Origin of the sequence: Pseudomonas sp. EL_65y_Pfl2_R96 (genome assembly GCF_963970905.1) — a bacterium.
Classification (GTDB): domain Bacteria; phylum Pseudomonadota; class Gammaproteobacteria; order Pseudomonadales; family Pseudomonadaceae; genus Aquipseudomonas.
Genome location: NZ_CAXAQH010000246.1, coordinates 1 through 504, shown reverse-complemented (window position 1 = coordinate 504; position 504 = coordinate 1). Strand labels below are relative to the sequence as shown.

The window sequence follows — 504 nt, the reverse complement described above, 5'->3', positions numbered from 1 at the left end:
CGCTTCATGTCCCACCACGCGTCATTGTCATAGACGACGGGCGTGAAGGCGAAGTTGTAGTCCGGCGGCGGCGACGAGGTCGACCACTCCAGCGTGCGCCCGCCCCAGGGGTCGCCGCTCGGGTCGCGCAGCTGTTCGCGCCGAACGAAGCTGACGACGAACTGGATCAGCGTGCAGGCGATGCCCGCGCCGATCAGCAGCGCGCCGGCGGCGGCGATCTGGAACCAGATCTGCAGCGACGGGTCGTCGAACTGGCTCAGGCGGCGCGTCACGCCCATCAGGCCGAGCGCATAGACTGGCGCGAAGGCGAACCAGAAGCCCAGTACCCACAGCCAGAACTGGCGCTTGCCCCAGACGCGGTCGAGCTTGAAACCGAACGCCTTGGGCCACCAGTAATTGATGCCTGCGAACATCCCGAACACCACGCCACCGATGATGACGTTGTGGAAGTGGGCGACGAGGAACAGCGAGTTGTGCAGCACGAAATCGGCCGGGGGCACGGCG

At 66.3% G+C, this 504-nt stretch carries 1 protein-coding gene; it reads right to left on the bottom strand.

Annotated features, from left to right (window positions below):
* On the bottom strand, positions 1-504 hold a 504-nt coding region (locus AACY49_RS30440; RefSeq protein ID WP_339527984.1), incomplete at both ends, for a cbb3-type cytochrome c oxidase subunit I.